Source organism: Calditrichota bacterium (assembly GCA_016867835.1).
Taxonomy (GTDB): domain Bacteria; phylum Electryoneota; class AABM5-125-24; order Hatepunaeales; family Hatepunaeaceae; genus VGIQ01.
In genome coordinates this window covers 1-3,360 of record VGIQ01000172.1, presented here as the reverse complement: position 1 = coordinate 3,360, position 3,360 = coordinate 1, and the positions used below count along the sequence as shown (strand labels likewise).

The following is a 3,360-nucleotide window of genomic DNA, read 5'->3' as shown; positions in this document are numbered from 1 at the left end:
CTCACGACATACCTGCCGGTGTCTTGAAATGAAATGGACACAATTGACGATATGGACAGTGTATCTTCTTCCCCGTTCAGCGTCCACCAGAATTGGATCGAGTCGTTGTTGACGTTGAAGGGGATCAGTTCGAAGGTCGATTCCTGGCGAGGCTCGAGGGATATTTCGGGCACATTCGGCTCATAAGCCCGGATGACGCCTCGCACCTGAATATTCCACTGAATAGAATCTGCGGGAATGGGATCGACATTCGGGTCGAAGACTCTCGCTTTCATAGCAAAGCCGCCGGTCCGGTCGAACGCGTAGGACCGGATTCCGATCCGGTCATCCCCTGCCACCTCCTCCCACCTCACCGCCGCGGAGTCGTAGATCATCCACTCATACCGGAGATTCTCACTATCCCCGATGTAGGCGACGGAGTCGAGGGAGAAGTCTATCTCGCTGTTGCGGCGGAGGGTGAGGGATAGCGTGTCGGGGGAGTGGGAAGTGATGAGCAAGTCGCGGACGTGGACCATCCAGTCCAGTTCGACGACGTTGTTGTTGTGCTCGGCGCGGCACGATATGCGAAAGTCGCCGGTCGAGTCGAAAAGCACATCGACACCTGCATTCCGTCCGATGATGCTATCCTCGTAGAACCATTCGTAGCGCAGGCCTTGAAAACCATCCCCTTCCGCGCGCACCTCGAAGGCGATGGAAGTGCCAGGCATCACCCATAGGTCGCGCTCCTCCGGAGTGCGGAGCAGGAATTCGGCATGGAGGATGTCGGAGGTGAATTTCATAATGAAGGCATCCTGCCGACCGTTGTCGGCGCGAGTAGGAGCCTGCCCGCAAACGACGATTTCGTCAAGCTGGGTGCGGGTAATGGAACGAAATTCACTCCAGCCTTGTCCTGCAATACGTTGGTCGTTTGCGAAGTCCAATTCCACAGTCCATAGAACAGTTCCATTGGCATCGAGGCGAGCAAGGAAGGGCTCATGGGGAAAGTTTTGTCGGTTTGAAAAATATCCAGACAAGGCAAAACCGCCGTCTGATAACCGCACAACTCCGGTAAGTGATTGCTCACGACCAGGAAAGAGCCACCTTTGCCATATTAAGTCACCATCCGTACTGATCTTAAAAGCGAGTCCTGTAGCGTCCTGATTGACGTATCTGTATGCGACAACCAGAAAACCACCATCACCAGTGGAAGTCATGCAGCCGGGATTTAAACTTAAATCAACCTGAAAATTGTCATATATCCTGCTCCATATTACTGCACCATCATCGATTCGCACTTTTAGGGCGCACGGCCTCCACCTAAAGTTGGAAACAGACCATCCTGAAATGACAATAACTCCGTCTATCTCCCGTAGCGCCTTCAAGTCGACGCGTTCTACATCCAATCGATTCTCTCGCCGCCAAATCACTTCTCCGTCTGAATCCACAAGATATATCTGGCCATTGGGTCCACCACAAAACATGAAGCGGCCGTCCTTCAACTCTATTACTGCATTCAAGTTTAGAGCCTCATCGTAAGATTGCCGCCAAGTCAGCTCGCCTTCGCTCGACAGGCGCCATGCCAAATGACGGCGTGGCTGTCTTGAATACCCCACCATAATATAGTCTCCATTATCGGATTCAATGACGGATGTCGCTCCAGACTCTGATTCCAATCCCTCAAGTTCAGTTCGCCATACTTCGATGCCATTTGCATTACTTTTTGCGATAATTGTCTGCCCCAGGATCTGATCATGTCTAGTGCCTCTAGATCCAACCAAAATGTATCCACCATCAGATGTGTAATAGACATCATTAAATGCTTCGTGTTCGCCGAAGTTGTAAAATCGCAACAGGTTTTCTACGACCTGTGCGAAGGCAGATGCAGGTTGCAAAATAAGCAGCAAGATTAGAATCGGTGTGGCGTAATGACTCTGCCGGTTAGCTGACTTGCGCGAAGCGCACCTGGGGGCGTTGACGCGCCCCCAGGTGGTTCTCCATTGTTGATTCGACATCAACCTTCCTCTCCGTCGAAGGGCTGGTCGAGGAAGTTCTCGCCTCCATGCTGAAGTGGATCACCATCATTTCGCGTTTGGGGAGTTATGATGTTCCCCACTGCATCCGTGACCGTGACGCCCCAGGCAACACCTTCCGAGTTGATCGGAAGTGGCTCAACGCGCTTGAAGTTGCTGGTCCCGTTGTTCGTGCCGTTGTAGTTGAGCCTCCATGTCTCGATCACGGCCTGTTGGCTGTCATAAATCAGCACATCTAGGATGATCTCGTCGACATTATCAGGCACTTGACCGCCTTCCCAGACGATATCCGCGCTGAAGATGGTGTTGGCGGCTTGCGATGCTTCCGGCTCCGGCCAGACGAGCACGCCGACCGCGATGAGCATCACGGCGGCGATGATGAGGGTGAGGGTTCTGATTTTCATTCCATTGACCTTTCGTTGATTGCATTCACCAGTGAGAAGAACATTTCACTGGTATTCATTGGACGTTCACGAAAGGTCCATCGAGGCGGGCCGCGGACGGGGTGGCTCGAGGCGCCACCCGAAGCCGGGGTGAAGGGCTGGGTCTATTTGAAAGTCGAGGACGAAGAGAGGGGCGAGATCCTTCACTGCGTTCAGAATGACAGTCCGGGAGGAGGTGTCGAGGATGACGCCGGGACGGCCGGAGAGGCTGGAGTGGACAGAGACCGGCTCACCAGACTGCCCTCGCGCGATGGCAGCAGCGGTCAGTAAGCGGCATAGGAGTCCCCACCCACCCGACTCGTCTTGTCTTCAGATTCTTCACTGCGTTCAGAATGACATTGAAAGCGTTCAGAATGACATTATAAAGTAGTAGCATACTATGAAAGCCAGGCAATGATCCTATCGGTTCAACTCAACATTTCACCAGGACTTCACTCAGACGACACTTTACATCATAACACCTTTAGACCCCATTGTCAAGCCAAATCGCTCCGCTCCTTCAAGATTTCTCACCGGCTGCCGGCAACCTGCCCGTCGGGGCGGGATGATTTCCGCTCTCCAAGTCTAACGTAGCAAAACCGCTTTGACAGTCCGGGAATGGGAGCCGGATTGAAGGCGGAGAAGATAGACACCCGAGGGCATCCCGCCTCCCGATGTCACTCCGCCTCCCGATGTCATTCTGAACGAAGTGAAGAATCGGAACTGATGTGTGCCGGGCAAGAGCGGCCCGTCGTGGAGGCGAAGGACTTCCCGGCCGTCGAGCGCGTAGAGGCTGAGCCGGACAGGGTGGAGACCCCCTACCTGCGCACTTGGAGGGCGGACATTCTTGTCCGCCCTTAGGGCGGGCAGGAATGCCCGCCCTCCAAGTTCAATCGTCACCGTCGCCTGATCGTTGAACGGATTCGGCG

3 protein-coding genes are annotated in these 3,360 nt (G+C 54.0%); 1 reads left to right on the top strand and 2 read right to left on the bottom strand.

Features of this window, described 5'->3' with window-relative positions:
* A partial coding sequence (locus tag FJY67_11665; protein MBM3330106.1) for a hypothetical protein occupies positions 1 to 1,991 on the bottom strand: 1,991 nt, incomplete at its 3' end.
* The gene (locus FJY67_11660) at positions 1,991 to 2,413 is read right to left on the bottom strand and encodes a hypothetical protein (protein MBM3330105.1); all 423 of its coding nucleotides are present in this window, start codon (positions 2,411 to 2,413) and stop codon (positions 1,991 to 1,993) included. The genes FJY67_11660 and FJY67_11665, both read right to left, overlap by 1 nt.
* 15 nt (positions 2,414 to 2,428) lie before the next feature.
* Here FJY67_11660 and FJY67_11655 point away from each other — a divergent pair, with 15 nt between their 5' ends.
* On the top strand, positions 2,429 to 2,722 hold the full coding sequence (locus FJY67_11655) for a hypothetical protein (protein ID MBM3330104.1): 294 nt from the start codon (positions 2,429 to 2,431) through the stop codon (positions 2,720 to 2,722).
* The last annotated feature ends 638 nt before the right edge of the window (positions 2,723 to 3,360 follow it).